Raw genomic sequence first — 15,248 nt, forward strand, 5'->3', positions numbered from 1 at the left:
GGATCATGGTGTCGCCGCGGCGCAGTTCGGCATTGCCCTCGACCACCGAGTTGATGTCCGGCTGGCCGCTGAGCGCGTCACCTCGCACATAGACGGGCTGCTGGGAGCGCACCGCCTCGGGATAGGTTTCCTGCATCAGCGTGCTGGGGCGCAGCGGGCGGACTTGCTGCAGCCGGCCTTCGTCGGCTGCAGCGGGCTGGGCCTGGGCCATGGTGGAGCCACCGGCCCATGCGAGAGCCACAAGCCAGGCCAGCGGGCGTACAGCGGGGCGCGCGGGCGCGCGGGCAGCCAGCGGATCGGGGAGCGGCGGTCGGAGGTACACGGTGGTCAACAGCGGCGGGTGGACAAAGGCGCAAGCCTAGCATCACCGCCGGGCATTCGCCGGGGTGGCGGTTTGTAGAATCGCGATTATCCATGAGCCATCCAAACACCCCCACGGCCGGCGTTGTCTGGGCCGACCCCGCCCGCCACGCCGCCTTCGACGCCTGGCTGGCCCCGCTGTCCGCCCGCCACGCGCTGCGCCCCGAAACCCTGCGCCCTGCCTCGGCCGATGCCAGCTTTCGCCGCTATCTGCGCCTGGACACCAGCGCTGGCGCCAGCCTCATCGTCATGGATGCCCCGCCGGACAAGGAAGATTGCGCGCCCTTCGCCAAGGTGCAGGCGCTGATGGCCTCGGCCGGGCTGGCCGTGCCGCAGATCCTGGACTGGGATGCGGCGCACGGCTTCATGCTGCTGTCCGACCTGGGCGGCCACACCGTCATCGAGGCGCTGGACCCGGAAAAGCCCCAGGACGCGGAAGCCTGGTACCGCTCGGCGCTGGAGGTGCTGCTGGCCTGGCAGACCGCCTCGCGCCCGGACGTGCTGCCCGCGTATGACGACGCGCTGCTGCGCCGCGAGCTGCAGCTGTTCCCCGACTGGTACATCGCGCGCCACCGCGAGACCGTGCTCGACGACAGGCAGCAGGCCACGCTGGCCAAGGCCTTCGACCAGATCGTGGCCCACAACCTGGCGGCACCCAGCGTCTTCGTGCACCGCGACTTCATGACGCGCAATCTCATGCAGCCCGTGACCGCCAGCGGCCCGCTGGGCGTGCTGGACTTCCAGGATGCGGTCTATGGCCCGGTGACCTACGACATCGCCAGCCTGCTGCGCGATGCCTTCATCAGCTGGGAAGAGGACTTTGTCATCGACATTACCGTGCGTTACTGGGAGAAGGCGCGCAAGTCGGGATTGGTCGGCGCGCGCAGCCAAAGCGGCTGGGGCGACGATTTCGGCGAGTTCTACCGGGGCGTGGAGTGGATGGGCCTGCAGCGCCACCTCAAGGTGGCCGGCATCTTCGCGCGGCTGACGCTGCGCGACGGCAAGCCCCGCTACCTGGCCGACGCGCCGCGCTTCATCCACTACATCCGCTCCACCTGCAGCCGCTACCGCGAGCTGACGCCGCTGCTGCGCCTGGTGGACCAGATCGAAAACATCCAGCCCCAGGTCGGCTGGGCCTACGGGCGCGTCTGAGAACGGATACGCCATGCCACGCTTTCACTGCCCCATTGCGCTGCGCAGCGGCGACGACATCGACCTGCCGCCCGGCGCGGCGCGCCATGTGCAGGTGCTGCGCCTGCAGCCCGGCGACGGCATCACCCTCTTCGAAGGCCGCGCCGGCGAAGGCTTCAGCGGCGGCGAGTTCGAGGCCACCGTGCTGCGCATGGGCCGCAGCGACGTGGCCGTGCGCATAGGCGCGCACCACGCCGTGGAACGCGAGCCCCTGCGCCCCGTGCACCTGCTGGCAGGCATCACGGCCAACGAACGCATGGACTGGCTGGTGGAGAAGGCGGCCGAGCTGGGCGCCGCCAGCATCACCCCGCTGGTGGCCGAGCGCAGCGTGCTCAAGCTCAAGGGCGAGCGCGCCGAGAAAAAACTCGCCCACTGGCAGGCCGTGGCCGTATCGGCCTGCGAGCAGTGCACGCGCAACCGCGTTCCCCCGCTGCACACCCCGGCAGACCTGGAGGACTGGCTCGAGAGCGGGGCGCAACAGCTGCCGCCCGGCACGCTGCGCCTGCTGCTGTCGCTGGGCGAGGGCACGCGGCCGCTGGGTGAGGTCCTGGATGCCACGGCCGAGGATGCACCCGTGGTCTTTCTCTCCGGCCCCGAGGGCGGCCTGTCGCCTGCCGAGGAGGCCCTGGCCCGAGCCCAGGGCTTTGTGCCCGTCACGCTGGGGCCACGCGTGCTGCGCGCGGAAACCGCACCCCTGGCCGCGCTGGCGGCGCTCACGCTGGCCTGAAGCGGCCCAGCCAGTCGCGCAGCCGCGCGAACACAGGCGCGGCGAAGTCATCGCGCTCGTTGAACAGCTCGTGGTAGGCGCCGTCAAAGCACTGCGCCTGTACCACGGCTGGCGGCGCGCGGTCGGCAAAGGCCTGGCTGCCGGCCGGCGCCACCAGCCTGTCGTCCCCCGCCCACATCAGCAGGCTGGGCACGCCCCACTGCCCCGCGCGGGCCAGCACCTGCGGGCCACCCTGCGCCAGAAAGCGCGCCAGCCGTGCGCTGATGCGGTCATGGCACAGCGGATCGGCGCGGTAGGCATCGCAAACCGCCACGTCATGCGAGAGATAGGGAATCTGCAGGCCGTTGGACACGCGCAGGTCGGGCACCAGGCGCGGCAGCGTGCCCACGAGCAGCTTCTGGACGGGCGACAGACCCACGTCGAAGGCCGGCGAAGACAGCACCAGCGCATCGACAGGCCGGATGGCACGCGCTACGAACAGCGCAGCCACCAGGCCGCCCAGGCTGTGGCCCAGCAGCACCAGCGGCTGGCCAGCGGGCTGCTGGGCACGCGTGGCATCGACCACGGCGGCAAGGTCATCCAGCAGCCGGCCATCGGCCGTCAAGCCGCCGCGCGGCCCTGCCGAGCGCCCATGGCCGTATTGGTCGTAGCCGCGCACCGCATAGCCCCAGGCATTGAGGCGCCGGGCCAGCGCCTCATAGCGACCGATGTGCTCGCCCAGGCCGTGCACCAGCAGCACGGTGGCGCGCGCCTGGCCCCCGTCCACGGGCCAGTCGCGCAGTGACAGCTCGGCGCCATCGCTGGACGCAAGGCGCGTGACCTGGCCTTGCGAGGCAGGTGCGGGTGCGGGGGCCGGCGCTGCCATCACGCCACGCCAGCAGCGCCCGCCTCGGCGGCTGCCTGCGCCCCGGCCATGGCGGCGATCACCTGGGCCACGGCGGCCGTGAGCTTCTTGGCATAGGGCACGTGCAGGAATTCATTGGGACCGTGGGCATTGCTCTTGGGACCGAGCACGCCGCAGACCATCATCTGGGCCTTGGGAAAGCCCTGGCTGAGCATGTTCATCAGCGGAATCGTGCCGCCCTGGCCGATGTAGCCGCAGGAGGCGCCGAAATGCGCCTGGCTTGCCGCGTTGAGCGCGTCCTCGAACCAGCCGTCCATGGCTGGCGCATTCCAGCCGCTGGCGCCCGACAGGCCCTGCCAGGTCACACGGGCCTGGTAGGGCGCGTTGTCCTCCAGCAGCGCCTTCATTTCCTGCACGCAGGCGGCGGCATCGACCAGGGGCGGCAGGCGCAGGCTGAGCTTGAAGGCGGTATAGGGACGCAGCACGTTGCCGGCGTCCTGCAGCGCGGGCAGGCCCTCGGCGCCGGTCACGCTCAACGTGGGCTCCCAGGTGCGCTTGACCAGGGCCTGGACCGGGTCGGTGGTGGTGGGCAGGGCGAACAGCGTGGAGCCGCCGCAGTCGTAGTGCGCCCAGGGGAAGCGGGCATAGGTTTCCTCGCCCAGGATGGCCGCCGTGTCGCGCATCTGCGCCATGCGCTCGGCCGGTACCTCGCAGTGGAAGCTGGCGGGCAGCAGGCGCCCGGTCTTGCTGTCCTCCAGCCGGTCCAGCACCTGGCGCAGGATGCGGAAGGACGACGGCACGACGCCCGAGGCATCGCCCGAATGCACGCCCTCGGTGAGGATTTCCACCTTCAGCGTGCCGCTGGCCATGCCGCGCAGGCTGGTGGTCAGCCACAGCTGGTCGTAGTTGCCGGCGCCACTGTCCAGGCAGATCACCAGACCCACATCGCCCAGGCGCGGACGCAGGGCATCGACATAGGGCAGCAGGTCGCGCGAGCCGCTTTCCTCGCAGGTCTCGATCAGGCCCAGGATGCGCGGGTGCGGCACGCCCTGGCGCTTGAGCTCCTGCACGGCCGCGATGCTGGCGTAGACCGCATAGCCGTCGTCGGCGCCGCCGCGGCCATAGAGCTTGCCGTTCTCGTACTTGGGCGTCCACGGGCCCAGGTCGCTGCGCCAGCCGTCGAACTCTGGCTGCTTGTCCAGATGGCCGTACATCAGCACCGTGGGGCTGGAGGCCGCCTTGTCCTGCGTGCCTTCCACCTCGAAGAACAGCACCGGCGTGCGGCCGGGCTGGCGCACGATCTCCAGCGTCAGGCCCGCCACCTTCTGCGCCAGCACCCAGTCGGCCGCATTGCGCAGCACGGTCTCCAGGTGGCCCTGCTGCTCCCAGTCGGGCGCGAACATGGGCGACTTGGCGGGAATGGCGATGTACTCGGTCAGCGCCGGGACGATGCGCTCGTCCCAGGAGCGGCTGATCTGGTCAAGCGCGGCTGCGGGCTGCAGCAGCTGCGAAGGGGTGCGTGCGTTCATGGCGGGTCCTCGTGTCATGGGTCGGCGCACCGTTCGAGCGAAGCCAGCGCCGCGATACGGTCATTGTGCGCCAAGGCGGCACGGACCCCGGACACCCCGCCGCCAACGACTACGATCGCGCCATGTATATCGGAGAACTCGCCCGACGCGCCGGCTGCTCGCCCAAGGCCGTCCGGCTGTATGAATCACGGGGCCTGCTCGGCGCCGTGGCACGGGCAGGCAGCTACCGCATCTATGGCGAGCAGGACCTGGTGCTTGTGCAGCGCATCCGCCAGGCGCTGGGACTGGGCTTTCGGCTGGACGAGCTGCATGGCCTGCACCGCATCCATGAGGCCGCAAGCTGGGAAGCCCTGGCCCGGCTGCTGCGCGAGCGCAGCACCCAGGTTCAGGCGGACATCCGGCGCCTTCAGGCACAGCAGTCCCAGTTGGCGGCGCTGGAGCGCGAACTGCTCGAATGCAGCCTGGAGACGGCAGGTACCCAGGGCGCCTGCGAACCGGCATTGCCCTGAGCCCGGGCCTGAGCACGGGTGCTTGACCCTGCCCCAAGGGGCAAGGCGAACATGGGCGCCATGTCTCCAAGCACCTCCCACCCGCCTGCCGATACGCATCCCCAGCGCATCCTGATCATCCTCGGCCACCCGTCGGCCAGCAGCCTGTGCGCCGGCCTGGCCGACGCCTACGCACAGGGCGCACGCGACAGCGGCGCCGAGGTACGCCTGCTGCGCCTGGGCGACCTGGACTTCGACCCGCTGCTGCATGCCGGCTACCGCCAGGACCAGCCCCTGGAGCCTGACCTGCAGCGGGCCCAGGCCGACATCCTGTGGGCCAGCCACCTGGCATGGGCCTATCCCACCTGGTGGGGCGGCCTGCCGGCCTTGCTCAAGGGCTTCATCGACCGCATCTTTCTGCCGGGCTTCGCCTTCAAGTACCGCAAGGGCTCGGTGCTGTGGGACCGGCTGCTGGCCGGCCGCACGGCCGACCTGCTGGTGAGCATGGATTCACCGCCCTGGTACTACCGTTGGGTGGCGCACATGCCGGGCCACCACCAGATGCGCCGCGCCATCCTGGAATTCAGCGGCATCCGGCCCGTGCGCATACATAGCTTCGGCCCCGTGCTCGGCGCCGAGGCCGCCCGTGTGCAGCAGTGGCTGGAGCAGGCGCAGGCAGCAGGCCGGCGCGCGGCGGCGCGCCGTCTCAAGGCTTCGGTTTGAGCAGGTCATCGATGGCCGCGCGTCCTACCGACGGATCGTCGGTGAAGATGCCGTCGATGCCCGTGCGCAGAAAATCGTCCATGTCGGCGCGTGCATTGCCGCGCCGGGCGCCGTCCTGTGCGGGCGGCGATTTCAGGCTCAGGGGCAGGAAGGCGTTCTCGGGCCGCAGCGTCCAGGGATGGACCAGCAGCCCCGCACGGTGGGCATCGGCCACCAGCGCCGTGGGCGCCGCATTGGCGCCCTGCACCACGGGGATCACCATGCTCTTGCTCGGCCCAATGCCGTTGGCATAGCGCGCGATCTCGGCCAGGCCTGCGGGCGTGACCATGTCGGCATAGCCGGGGCCCGTGCCGCGTGCCACGCTGTCATAGGGCTTGCCCTTGGGCGCCAGCAACTGCACCAGGCGCAGGCTGCTGCGCGCACGCATCCAGCGCAGGTTCTCGACCTCGAAGGACTGCACGAAGACTGGCGCCTGCGCATGGTTCCAGCCGTTGTCCGCAAGCAGCTTCAGCAGCACGGGCTCCAGCGGCAGGCCGATGGACTGGAAGTAGCTCGGGTGCTTGGTCTCGGGATAGATGCCTATGGTGCGGTTCGTGCGCGCGCTCTCCGCCTTGGCCAGGTCGATGACCTCCTGCAGCGTGGGCACCTCGAAACGGTCATTGAACTGCACATTCGCCGGGCGGATCGCCGGGATGCGTTCACGCGCACGCAGCGTCTTCAGCTCGGCCAGCGTGAAATCCTCCACGAACCAGCCCGTGATCGCCTGCCCCTCGATGGTTTTGGTGGTCTTGCGCGCCGCGAACTCGGGACGGTCGGCAACGTTGGTGGTGGCCTCCTTGAGGCTGCCGTCGGCCGCCAGGATGGCGATGGCGTTCTCATGCCGCGCCACCAGCACGCCATCACGCGTGATGACCAGGTCGGGCTCGATGAAGTCGGCGCCCGCGCGTATGGCTTCCCGGTAGGCCTCCAGCGTGTGCTCTGGCCGCAGTGCCGATGCACCGCGGTGCGCGATCAGCGCGGGCCGGGGAGGCCAGTCCGCGGCCTGCGATGGGGGATTGGCGGCCTGCGGCGTGGCGCAGCCTGCCAGCAGCAGGCCGGCGGCCGCGCCGGCCAGGGCCAGCGCGCGGCGGCGTGGGAAGCGGTTCATGTCTGCCTTTCGGGTTCGCAATCCGTCGATTGTGCGCGCCACCCATGACACGGGCATGGACCGGACCGCCGCTCAGGCGTGCTCGAAATGGAAGACGGCCGTGCCCGCCATGAGATTGGGCAGGGTGCGCACGCTGCGGCCGTCCTGCAGGCCGAAGGAGTCCAGGATGCGCAGCCGGTTGCGGGTGGCAAGCACCTCGAAGTCCTTGTAGGTGCCCACGCGGATATTGGGCGTGTCATACCACTGGTAGGGCAGGCGCCGCGTCACCGGCATGCGCCCGCGCAGCACGGACAGGCGGTTGGGCCAGTGCGCGAAATTGGGGAAGGCGACGATGCCCGCGCGCCCGATGCGCGCCGTCTCCTGCAGCATGGTCTCGGCATTGCGCAGATGCTGCAGCGTGTCGATCTGCAGCACCACGTCGAAGCTGTTGTCCTGGAAGATGGCCAGGCCGTCCTCCAGGTTCAGCTGCAGCACGTTCACGCCCCGGCGCACGCAGGCCAGCACATTGGCGTCGTCCAGCTCCACGCCGTAGCCGGTGCAGCCGCGCTCGCGCTGCAGGTGCGACAGCAGGGCGCCATCGCCGCAGCCCAGGTCGAGCACGCGCGAGCCCTTGGGGATCAGGCGCGCAATCGCCTGCATGGTGTTCAGCTCGGTCATGCGGCCTCCTTGGCGGCTGTCGTGGTTTCCTGGGCGATGTTGTCAAAGTAGGAGCGCATCACCTTCATGTAGCGGGGGTCGTCGAGCAGGAAGGCGTCATGGCCGTGGGGCGCGTCGATCTCGGCGTAGCTGACGTCGCGGTTGTTCTCCAGCAGCGACTTGACCAGCTCGCGGCTGCGCGCGGGGGCAAAGCGCCAGTCGGTGGTGAAGCTCACCAGCAGGAAGCCGGCCTTGGCCACGGACAGCGCCCGGGTCAGGTCGCCGCCATGCGCGCGCGCCGGGTCGAAATAATCGAGCGCACGCGTGATCAGCAGGTAGGTGTTGGCGTCGAAGTAGCTGCTGAACTTCTCGCCCTGGTAGCGCAGGTAGCTCTCGATCTGGAACTCCACGTCCTGCGTGCTGTACTTCAGGTCCAGCCCCTCCCTCAGCTGGCGGCCGAACTTCTGGTTCATCACATCGTCGCTGAGGTAGGTGATGTGGCCGATCATGCGGGCGATGCGCAGGCCCCGCGCCGGCACCACGCCGTGCTCGTAGAAATGCCCGCCGTGGAAATCCGGGTCGGTGACGATGGCGCGGCGCGCCACCTCGTTGAAGGCGATGTTCTCGGCATTGAGGTTGGGCGCGCTGGCCACGACCACGGCGTGGCGCATGCGGTCAGGATGGCGCAGCGACCACGACAGCGCCTGCATGCCGCCCAGGCTGCCGCCCAGCACGGCGGCCAGCTGGCCAATGCCCAGCCGGTCCAGCAGCCGGGCCTGGGCGTCCACCCAGTCCTCCACCGTGACCACGGGGAAGTCGGCGCCATAGATCTTGCCGGTGTCGGGATGCGCGTGCATGGGGCCGGTCGAGCCAAAGCACGAGCCCAGGTTGTTCACGCCGATCACGAAGAACCGGTTCGTATCCACGGGCTTGCCCGGGCCGATCATGTTGTCCCACCAGCCCTCGCTCTTGGCCTGGCCCTCGTAGACGCCTGCCACATGATGGGAGGCATTGAGCGCATGGCAGACCAGCACCGCGTTGCTGCGATCGGCATTGAGCTGCCCGTAGGTCTCGTAGGCGAGGTCGTAGTCCCGGATCGAGCCGCCGCCCTGCAGCGGCAGGGGCTCGTCGAAGTGCATGGTTTGTGGTGTGGCGATGAAGGACATGAAAAAACCCGGCATCGCTAAAAACGAGGCCGGGTTCTCTGGTGTCGTCTTTAGCAGGATTTATAAAGCGCCCGCAAGCAGAAGCAAATCGGCGCATGAAGGCTCATTATGCCAAAACGCCCGTCCCCGGAAGGAACAGGGCCAGCACGCCCAGCACCAGGAAGATCACGGCCGAGACCACATGCACCAGGCGTATGGGCACGCGCTTGACCAGCTTGTCGCCCAGCCACACCACAGGCGCGTTGGCCAGCATCATGCCCAGCGTCGTGCCGGCCACCACCCACAGGTAGGCGTTGTACTTGGCCGCCAGCATCACGGTGGCGATCTGCGTCTTGTCGCCCATCTCGGCCAGGAAGAAGGCCACCAGCGTGGTGCCGAAGACGCCCCAGCGCGAATGCCCGGAGACCTCGTCCTCGTCGAGCTTGTCGGGGATCAGCATCCAGATCGCCATGGCGATGAAGGACAGGCCCAGGATCCAGCGCATGGCGTTCTCGCCCAGGTAGCTGGTGATCCAGGCGCCCACGGCACCGGCCAGCGCATGGTTGACCAGCGTGGCCACGAAAATGCCCGCAACGATGGGCCAGGGTCTGCGAAAACGCGCGGCGAGCACCAGCGACAGCAGCTGGGTCTTGTCCCCCATCTCGGCAAGTGCGACGACGGAGGTTGAAATCAGGAAGGCTTCCATGGTGTGGGGATTTATCCGGCCGGATAGAGCACGCATTGACCACGCTCCGACTCCGGCCTTTGGATCGGTGCGCGGTCAATGGTCTCGATCGGTCACACGCAGCATTGCACTGCGCGCCGCATACGCCATAGGCCAGCGAAGGCCCAAGTTTGTTGACGCATGCATCCGGCTACTGAGCCGAACGATCTACTCCCCAAAGACTGAGGCGGCGATCATAGCAGCACCCCGATCCGCATGCCGGCCACCACTGCCGCCACGGCACTTGCTTATGCGCTGCCGCAATTTCAGGGTTACTCCCAGGGGCATTCTGTGGCGGGCACGACGAATTTTTGCGAAACAGTAATAACGTGCGAAAACTTCTGCCACATAATGGGCAGGCTTTCGTTCGGGCTTCGGCTCAATGAGGGCGAGTGCGTTTGCGTCTCTAACGTTGTCATCCCGTGTTGACTCCCTAGGGCTCCATCGCGTTTTCCAGTTTTTTCAGGAGTCCTCCATGGGCAACAAGCTTTACGTCGGCAACCTGCCGTACACCTTCCGTGACAGCGATCTGGAGCAAGCCTTCAGCGAATTCGGCGCCGTCAACAGCGCCAAAGTGATGATGGAGCGCGACACCGGCCGTTCCAAGGGTTTCGGCTTCGTCGAAATGGGCAGCGATGCCGAAGCACAAGCTGCTATCCAAGGCCTGCACGGCCAAAACCGCGGCGGCCGTGACCTGGTGGTCAACGAAGCCCGTCCGATGGAGCCCCGCGCTCCCCGTAGCGGCGGCTTCGGCGGCGGCTTTGGTGGTGGCGGCGGTGGCGGCGGCTTCGGCGGCGGCAACCGTGACGGCGGCTACGGCGGTGGCGGCGGCCGTCGCAACAGCTACTAAGCACTCGCTTAGAGCTTGCGTTAGCAAAAAAATGGGGCCTTCGGGCCCCTTTTTTGTTGCCAAACGTTATCAGCTTGTGTTTTCGAGCATTTATCTTTTTGATTTTTGTGCTTCATAATTTGGTTTCGGGCAGACCCGTTCGAACGCTATGTGTTTAGGAAGGTTGGACAGGCTCTTGTATACAAAGAACCTGATGTCTGTGCGTCCTGAAGCCGAGCGCAAACCAGTGAGCATTGAGGAGTTGAGGAGTTTTTGATGGGCAATAAGCTTTACGTCGGCAACCTTCCCTATGGTGTGCGTGACAACGACTTGGAGCAGGCATTCAGCCAGTTCGGCGCTGTCACCAGCGCCCGGGTCATGATGGAACGCGACACAGGCCGCTCCAAGGGATTCGGGTTTGTCGAAATGGGCAGCGATGCCGAGGCACAGGCAGCCGTTCAAGGCATGAATGGCCAGCCATTGGGCGGACGCAGCCTCGTGGTGAACGAAGCGCGCCCCATGGAGCCCCGTCCCCCGCGCTCGGGCGGCTTTGGCGGCGGCGGTGGTGGCGGCTATGGCCGTGGTGATGGCGGCGGCGGTGGCTACGGTGGCGGTGGCCGCGGTGATGGCGGAGGCTACGGACGCAGCGATGGCGGCGGCGGTGGTGGCTATGGCCGTGGTGACGGCGGTGGTGGCGGCGGCTACGGCGGCCGTGGCGATGGTGGTTTCCGCAGCCCCTATGGCTCCGGCCCACGCAATGGCGGCCGTGGCGGCGGCTGGGGAAACAACAATAACAACGGAGAATGAGACCCCGGTCTCCATGTTCTCCCAAACAAGAAAAGGCTCCTTCAGGGAGCCTTTTTTGCGGGTGCAAGTTTATGCATGAACATATTCCCTGAGCACGACGAACTTCAGGGATTTTTCGAATGACGATGTTTGCGCTTTCGTCCTACAAGCAGCCGATCAAACAAGGGGTTTGGCAGAATTTTCATCAAACGGCCAACCCACGCCATTTGCCAGGGGATGATGGCCAGGCTGCGCCCGGCATCAATGGAACGCCAGGCCCTTGCAGCAAACTCATGGGGCTGCAATAGGAATGGCATGCCATAGCGGTTACCGCGTGTGAGGGGTGTATCTACATAACCAGGAAGCAATGTAGTGACTTTTACGCCACTACTGCGCAATTCACCGCGAAGGCTTTCGCAATAGGCAATGACTGCAGCCTTGCTGGCGCAATAAGCACCATGTCCCGGCAGGCCGCGCAGCCCGGCCACGCTGGCGATACCGACCAACTGCCCGCTTCCACGCCGCACCATGGGCGCGATAAAGGGATGGAAACTGGCCGCCACGCCCATGGTGTTGACGGCCAGCACCTGCTGCATGGTGTCGATATCCTCGCGCATCGAGGTGTCCACACCCCAGCTGACGCCGGCATTGGCAATCACGACATCGGGCAGGCCCTGCTGCTGCTCACAGCGCCGGGCGGCAGCGATGATGCTGTCGGGCACGGCCACATCGGCCTCGTAGATGGCGAAGCGCGACGCCTCCAGGCCCTGCTGCGTAGCCCATTGCGCCATCACGTCGCCACGCCGTGCAACCATTGCCAGCGACCAGCCTTGCTGGTAGGCATGCCAGGCCAGGGCCTGGCCTATGCCGCTGGATGCGCCGGTGATGAAGGCCAGGGGTGCCGGGCTGCGCGAGGATGTCGTCATGGCTTGTTCTCCATCGGCAGGCCTGCGCTTGCGCTGGCGCCTTACTTGGTCCTGGACGGCTGCAGGGTGCCGCGCACGCGGCCCTGCAGCTTCATCACCAGATCCAGGTTGCTGTACTGCATGCTGTCGGCCGTGAAACGGTCGTTGCCACGGGTCAGCACCACGGGCTGGTTGGAACTCACTCTTTCCTCGTTGGGCCAGGCGTGCAGGAATTCGCCCTGGAATTGCAACTGCGGCTGCGGTTGCTTACCTGCCGTCACAAATGGCTCGCGCGTGACGACGGCATTGCCAAACATCTGCACTTCGGAACCATCGGCATTGCTCAGCGCCCGCTTGGCGCTGCCGCGCGTGATGCGGCCTTCAGGCGAGACCGCGAACATGCGCACGTTGTCGATTTCGAGGGTGTCGGTATCCGGATAGTGGCGGCCCACGCTGCCCTCGATCTGGCTCTTGAGCCGCCCCGTGGCGTCGAAGCTCTTGATCGAGAAATCCTTCATGAAGTAGTCGGGCTCATGCGCCACGGCCTTTTCGGTGCCGCTGGCCACGGGCTGCGGTGCATTGCGCACCAGCCACCAGGTGCCCAGCGCCAGCAGGCCCATCAGCAGTACGGGCAGGTACAGGGAAAGCCGGTCACCGACGCGGCGCCAGGCCTGGATCATGATGCGTATCCCGCCAGCAGCCCGGCATAGGCGCCACGCGCGGCCAGCAGCAGGTCGCACAGCTGGCGCACCGCCCCTTCGCCACCGCTGCGCGGCGTGATCCAGTCGGCCACGGCCAGCACCTCGTCATGGGCGTTGGCCGGCGCGCAGGCAAAGGCGGAGCGCCGCATCACGGGCAGGTCGGGCCAGTCGTCGCCCATGGCTGCCGCCTGGTGCCACTGCAGGCCCAGCTCCCCCAGAATGGCCTCGGCGGCAGGCACCTTGTCTTCCGTGCCAAAGCGCGCATGCGTGACGCCCAGGTTGCTCAGCCGCAGGCGCAGGGCCGGCGAATCGCGGCCCGTCACCACGGCGGGCGTGATGCCGGCCTTTTGCAGCAGCTTCAGGCCATGGCCGTCCAGCGTGTTGAAGCGCTTGAGCACCTCGCCTTCGCCAGAGAACAGCAGGCCGCCATCGGTGAGCACGCCATCGACATCGAAGAAGGCCACCCGCACATCCTGTGCCAGCAGCAGCAGTTGTGCGTCCCAGTTCTGCACGGGCGTCAAAGGAGCGCGTGCCATCAGATCACCTTGGCGCGCATCAGGTCGCGGATATGGACCACGCCGCGCAGCTGGCGCTGCGCATCGGCCACCAGCACCGCGGTGATGCCGTGCTCCTCCATCATGCTGGCGGCGTCCACGGCCAGCGCGTCTTCGGCGATGGTGCGTGGCCCCTTGTGCATGACATCGCCGGCCTGCAGCGCGCGCAGGTCGGTGCCGGCCTCCACGCGGCGGCGCAGGTCTCCGTCGGTGAAGATGCCCTGCAGCACGCCTGCCGCATCGACGATGGCCGAGCAGCCCAGGCCCTTGGCGCTCATCTCGCGCATCAGTTCGACAAAGCTGGCATCGGCCCCGACCTTCGGCAGCTCATCGCCGCTGCGCATGACATCACGCACATGGGTCAGCAGCTTGCGGCCCAGCGCACCGCCCGGATGGGAGCGCGCAAAGTCCTCGGCGCCAAAGCCGCGCGCATCGAGCAGGGCCACGGCCAGGGCATCGCCCATGGCCATCTGCGCCGTGGTGCTGGCCGTGGGTGCCAGGTTCAAGGGGCAGGCCTCGCGCTCGACACGGGTGTCCAGCACCCAGCCGGCATGGCGGGCCAAAGTGGACTGCGCGCCGCCGGTCATGGCCACCAGGGGTATGCCCTGGCGCTTGATGGCCGGCAGCAGCGCAGCGAGCTCATCGGCCTCGCCGCTGTTGGACAGCGCCAGCACCAGGTCGATGCCGGTCACCATGCCCAGATCGCCATGGCTGGCCTCGGCCGGATGCACGAAGAACGCAGGCGTGCCCGTGGAAGCCAGGGTGGCGGCCACCTTGCGCCCGACATGGCCGCTCTTGCCCATGCCCATCACGACGACGCGGCCGGACAGCCGCAGGATGCGCTGCACCACTTCGCCGAACACGCCATCAAGGCGCTGCGACATGGCTTGAAGGGCATCGGCCTCGATGCCCAGGGTGTCGCGGGCCAGGCGCAGGGCACGGGGCGTGTCCAGCGCATCCAGGGTGGCAGCATCAGAATTCATCTGGATGATTTTAGGCGGTCTGGCCATCCGGCGGCGGCGGTCGCCATCGGGCGCCTGGGTACACTGGCCTGTCTTCTCCAGCCCCCGATCCAGCGCCATGCATACCACCCCCAGCGTCAACGACTACCTGCGCACGCACATACGCACCGTTCCCGACTGGCCGGCGCCTGGCGTGCAGTTCCGCGACATCACGCCGCTGCTGCAGGACCCGCAGGTCTTTCGCGTGATGACCGACGCCTTCGTGCACCGCTACATGCAGCGTGGCATGCGCCCCGATGTGGTGGCCGGGCTCGATGCGCGCGGCTTCATCCTGGGCGCCGTGGTGGCCCACGAATTGGGAGTGGGATTTGTACCCATCCGCAAAAAGGGCAAGCTGCCCTTCACCACGGTGGAGGAAACCTATGAACTCGAATACGGCAGTGCCACCGTGGAGCTGCACACCGACGCCGTCAAGGCGGGCGACCGCGTGCTGCTGATCGACGACCTGATTGCCACCGGCGGCACCATGATGGCCGGCAAGCGGCTGTTGGAAAAACTCGGCGCCACCGTGATCGAGGGCGCGGCCATCGTGGACCTGCCCGAGCTGGGCGGCTCCACCTTGCTGCGTGATAGCGGACTGCCGCTGTTCACGCTGGTGGATTTCGCCGGCCACTGAGCCAGGCCGCAGCCCGGTCAGCGCAGTTCGCCGTACTGGGTGACGCCCAGGTCCAGGTGGTCCAGCGTGCTGTGGGGAAAGTCCGCACCGCGATCGCCTGCGCCCGGCCCGAGCAAGGGGCCCGAGCGGCGCACACCAGCGGGAGCCGCTGCAGCAGAGCCGGCAGAACCCGCTCCCCGCCCGGCTGCGGGCATGGCCGCCACGGCGAGCTTGAAGGCCGCCATTTCCTGATCGTCTATGGGTTCGAAGGGCGCCATGTCCTGCCTGCGACGCTGGGGCGCTGCCGCCTCCATCGCGGCCGCTACCGGCACGGCCATGGGC

The 15,248-nt window shown here is 67.7% G+C and carries 17 protein-coding genes and 2 pseudogenes; 7 read left to right on the forward strand and 12 right to left on the reverse strand.

Annotated elements, in window-relative coordinates; translation table 11 throughout:
- A pseudogene (locus tag JHD82_RS26220) lies at positions 1-322 on the reverse strand (LPS-assembly protein LptD); the annotation flags it as partial.
- 92 nt (positions 323-414) lie between these two features.
- Here JHD82_RS26220 and JHD82_RS26225 point away from each other — a divergent pair.
- Both JHD82_RS26225 and JHD82_RS26230 read left to right on the forward strand, forming a co-directional pair.
- Positions 415-1,512 carry an aminoglycoside phosphotransferase family protein gene (locus tag JHD82_RS26225; protein WP_013804796.1) on the forward strand — a complete coding sequence of 366 codons (1,098 nt, stop codon included), beginning with the start codon at positions 415-417 and terminating at the stop codon, positions 1,510-1,512.
- 13 nt (positions 1,513-1,525) lie between these two features.
- The gene (locus JHD82_RS26230) at positions 1,526-2,278 is read left to right on the forward strand and encodes a 16S rRNA (uracil(1498)-N(3))-methyltransferase (protein WP_199139637.1); all 753 of its coding nucleotides are present in this window, start codon (positions 1,526-1,528) and stop codon (positions 2,276-2,278) included.
- On the opposite strand, the gene JHD82_RS26235 is transcribed toward JHD82_RS26230, so the two are convergent.
- Together JHD82_RS26235 and JHD82_RS26240 are read right to left on the reverse strand one after the other, a co-directional pair.
- Positions 2,265-3,143, reverse strand: a complete 879-nt coding sequence (locus tag JHD82_RS26235; protein ID WP_199139638.1) for an alpha/beta hydrolase — start codon at positions 3,141-3,143, stop codon at positions 2,265-2,267. The two genes, JHD82_RS26230 and JHD82_RS26235, sit on opposite strands and share 14 nt — an antisense overlap.
- Positions 3,143-4,651, reverse strand: coding sequence for a M20 family metallopeptidase (locus tag JHD82_RS26240; protein WP_013804799.1), 1,509 nt, complete (start codon positions 4,649-4,651; stop codon positions 3,143-3,145). Before JHD82_RS26240 ends, JHD82_RS26235 begins: the two co-directional genes overlap by 1 nt.
- A gap of 11 nt (positions 4,652-4,662) precedes the next feature.
- Here JHD82_RS26240 and JHD82_RS26245 point away from each other — a divergent pair, with 11 nt between their 5' ends.
- Positions 4,663-5,160 carry a MerR family transcriptional regulator gene (locus tag JHD82_RS26245; RefSeq protein ID WP_279214430.1) on the forward strand — a complete coding sequence of 166 codons (498 nt, stop codon included), beginning with the start codon at positions 4,663-4,665 and terminating at the stop codon, positions 5,158-5,160.
- 51 nt (positions 5,161-5,211) lie between these two features.
- Positions 5,212-5,862, forward strand: a complete 651-nt coding sequence (locus JHD82_RS26250) for an NAD(P)H-dependent oxidoreductase (RefSeq protein WP_199139640.1) — start codon at positions 5,212-5,214, stop codon at positions 5,860-5,862.
- On the opposite strand, the gene JHD82_RS26255 is transcribed toward JHD82_RS26250, so the two are convergent.
- The 4 genes from JHD82_RS26255 to JHD82_RS26270 form a co-directional block, all read right to left on the reverse strand.
- Positions 5,846-7,009, reverse strand: a complete 1,164-nt coding sequence (locus JHD82_RS26255; RefSeq protein WP_199139642.1) for a glycerophosphodiester phosphodiesterase — start codon at positions 7,007-7,009, stop codon at positions 5,846-5,848. The two genes, JHD82_RS26250 and JHD82_RS26255, sit on opposite strands and share 17 nt — an antisense overlap.
- 72 nt (positions 7,010-7,081) lie before the next feature.
- A complete protein-coding gene (gene metW, locus JHD82_RS26260; protein ID WP_012207840.1) occupies positions 7,082-7,666 on the reverse strand; it encodes a methionine biosynthesis protein MetW in 585 nt (194 codons plus the stop codon).
- Positions 7,663-8,811: a homoserine O-acetyltransferase gene (locus tag JHD82_RS26265; RefSeq protein ID WP_012207841.1), complete on the reverse strand. Its 1,149-nt coding sequence runs from the start codon at positions 8,809-8,811 to the stop codon at positions 7,663-7,665. Before JHD82_RS26265 ends, metW begins: the two co-directional genes overlap by 4 nt.
- A 106-nt stretch (positions 8,812-8,917) precedes the next feature.
- The gene (locus JHD82_RS26270; RefSeq protein WP_199139644.1) at positions 8,918-9,496 is read right to left on the reverse strand and encodes a TMEM165/GDT1 family protein; all 579 of its coding nucleotides are present in this window, start codon (positions 9,494-9,496) and stop codon (positions 8,918-8,920) included.
- 493 nt (positions 9,497-9,989) lie between these two features.
- Between JHD82_RS26270 and JHD82_RS26275 the strand changes: the two genes are divergently transcribed.
- Complete coding sequence (locus JHD82_RS26275) at positions 9,990-10,364, forward strand: RNA-binding protein (RefSeq protein WP_012207843.1); 375 nt, start codon at positions 9,990-9,992, stop codon at positions 10,362-10,364.
- A gap of 255 nt (positions 10,365-10,619) precedes the next feature.
- Positions 10,620-11,150, forward strand: a complete 531-nt coding sequence (locus tag JHD82_RS26280; RefSeq protein ID WP_180318428.1) for an RNA-binding protein — start codon at positions 10,620-10,622, stop codon at positions 11,148-11,150.
- A gap of 104 nt (positions 11,151-11,254) precedes the next feature.
- Here the strand turns inward: JHD82_RS26280 and JHD82_RS26285 are convergent, their stop codons facing one another.
- From JHD82_RS26285 to JHD82_RS26300, 4 genes are read right to left on the reverse strand one after another with little or no spacing between them, the layout of a single operon-like run.
- Complete coding sequence (locus JHD82_RS26285; protein WP_199139646.1) at positions 11,255-12,055, reverse strand: SDR family oxidoreductase; 801 nt, start codon at positions 12,053-12,055, stop codon at positions 11,255-11,257.
- Positions 12,056-12,096: 41 nt separating this feature from the next.
- On the reverse strand, positions 12,097-12,714 hold the full coding sequence (lptC, locus tag JHD82_RS26290) for an LPS export ABC transporter periplasmic protein LptC (RefSeq protein WP_012207846.1): 618 nt from the start codon (positions 12,712-12,714) through the stop codon (positions 12,097-12,099).
- Entirely contained in the window at positions 12,711-13,271 is a 561-nt protein-coding gene (locus JHD82_RS26295) for an HAD family hydrolase (protein WP_199139647.1), read from the reverse strand. The genes lptC and JHD82_RS26295 overlap by 4 nt, the downstream gene beginning before the upstream one ends.
- The gene (locus tag JHD82_RS26300) at positions 13,271-14,272 is read right to left on the reverse strand and encodes an SIS domain-containing protein (protein ID WP_199139649.1); all 1,002 of its coding nucleotides are present in this window, start codon (positions 14,270-14,272) and stop codon (positions 13,271-13,273) included. The genes JHD82_RS26295 and JHD82_RS26300 overlap by 1 nt, the downstream gene beginning before the upstream one ends.
- A 97-nt stretch (positions 14,273-14,369) precedes the next feature.
- Between JHD82_RS26300 and JHD82_RS26305 the strand changes: the two genes are divergently transcribed.
- Positions 14,370-14,927, forward strand: a complete 558-nt coding sequence (locus JHD82_RS26305) for an adenine phosphoribosyltransferase (protein WP_012207849.1) — start codon at positions 14,370-14,372, stop codon at positions 14,925-14,927.
- 17 nt (positions 14,928-14,944) lie between these two features.
- On the opposite strand, the pseudogene JHD82_RS26310 reads toward JHD82_RS26305, so the two are convergent.
- Positions 14,945-15,248: pseudogene (locus JHD82_RS26310) on the reverse strand (hypothetical protein); the annotation flags it as partial.

This window comes from Delftia sp. ASV31, assembly GCF_016428765.1.
GTDB lineage: Bacteria > Pseudomonadota > Gammaproteobacteria > Burkholderiales > Burkholderiaceae_C > Comamonas > Comamonas acidovorans.

Excerpts from the sequence above, each read along its gene's own strand:
- JHD82_RS26225 (WP_013804796.1), top strand. The coding sequence starts at position 415 with ATGAGCCATCCAAACACCCCCACGGCCGGCGTTGTCTGGGCCGACCCC.
- JHD82_RS26230 (WP_199139637.1), top strand. The coding sequence starts at position 1,526 with ATGCCACGCTTTCACTGCCCCATTGCGCTGCGCAGCGGCGACGACATC.
- JHD82_RS26235 (WP_199139638.1), bottom strand. The coding sequence starts at position 3,143 with ATGGCAGCGCCGGCCCCCGCACCCGCACCTGCCTCGCAAGGCCAGGTC.
- JHD82_RS26240 (WP_013804799.1), bottom strand. The coding sequence starts at position 4,651 with ATGAACGCACGCACCCCTTCGCAGCTGCTGCAGCCCGCAGCCGCGCTT.
- JHD82_RS26250 (WP_199139640.1), top strand. The coding sequence starts at position 5,212 with ATGGGCGCCATGTCTCCAAGCACCTCCCACCCGCCTGCCGATACGCAT.
- JHD82_RS26255 (WP_199139642.1), bottom strand. The coding sequence starts at position 7,009 with ATGAACCGCTTCCCACGCCGCCGCGCGCTGGCCCTGGCCGGCGCGGCC.
- metW (WP_012207840.1), bottom strand. The coding sequence starts at position 7,666 with ATGACCGAGCTGAACACCATGCAGGCGATTGCGCGCCTGATCCCCAAG.
- JHD82_RS26265 (WP_012207841.1), bottom strand. The coding sequence starts at position 8,811 with ATGTCCTTCATCGCCACACCACAAACCATGCACTTCGACGAGCCCCTG.
- JHD82_RS26270 (WP_199139644.1), bottom strand. The coding sequence starts at position 9,496 with ATGGAAGCCTTCCTGATTTCAACCTCCGTCGTCGCACTTGCCGAGATG.
- JHD82_RS26275 (WP_012207843.1), top strand. The coding sequence starts at position 9,990 with ATGGGCAACAAGCTTTACGTCGGCAACCTGCCGTACACCTTCCGTGAC.
- JHD82_RS26280 (WP_180318428.1), top strand. The coding sequence starts at position 10,620 with ATGGGCAATAAGCTTTACGTCGGCAACCTTCCCTATGGTGTGCGTGAC.
- JHD82_RS26285 (WP_199139646.1), bottom strand. The coding sequence starts at position 12,055 with ATGACGACATCCTCGCGCAGCCCGGCACCCCTGGCCTTCATCACCGGC.
- lptC (WP_012207846.1), bottom strand. The coding sequence starts at position 12,714 with ATGATCCAGGCCTGGCGCCGCGTCGGTGACCGGCTTTCCCTGTACCTG.
- JHD82_RS26295 (WP_199139647.1), bottom strand. The coding sequence starts at position 13,271 with ATGGCACGCGCTCCTTTGACGCCCGTGCAGAACTGGGACGCACAACTG.
- JHD82_RS26300 (WP_199139649.1), bottom strand. The coding sequence starts at position 14,272 with ATGAATTCTGATGCTGCCACCCTGGATGCGCTGGACACGCCCCGTGCC.
- JHD82_RS26305 (WP_012207849.1), top strand. The coding sequence starts at position 14,370 with ATGCATACCACCCCCAGCGTCAACGACTACCTGCGCACGCACATACGC.